The organism is Colwellia sp. MB02u-10, from assembly GCF_014077185.1.
In the GTDB taxonomy this organism is placed as follows: domain Bacteria; phylum Pseudomonadota; class Gammaproteobacteria; order Enterobacterales; family Alteromonadaceae; genus Cognaticolwellia.
The window spans coordinates 1-204 of sequence record NZ_JACGVK010000076.1; the positions used below are offsets into that span (position 1 = coordinate 1).

Annotated in this window: 1 pseudogene; it reads right to left on the reverse strand. The window is 35.8% G+C overall.

The features are described from left to right. Positions 1–33: 33 nt before the first annotated feature. Positions 34–204 (reverse strand): annotated as a pseudogene (locus tag H4J59_RS03180) (IS256 family transposase); the annotation flags it as partial.

The following is a 204-nucleotide window of genomic DNA, read 5'->3' on the forward strand; positions in this document are numbered from 1 at the left end:
GACCCTGTAACAGATTTTGTGTAACTGCCAGGTTTAAATAACATCTTTCAAACGGTCTTCAAATTCAATCATAAAACGATTCAAGGCCGTTTTCCAATTTCTTATCGGCATCGTCCACTTTTTAGATGCTTGTTCAATCGCTAAATAGATAACTTTTTTAGCCGAATCATCATGCGGAAATAGTTTACGCTTTTTAATGGCCTT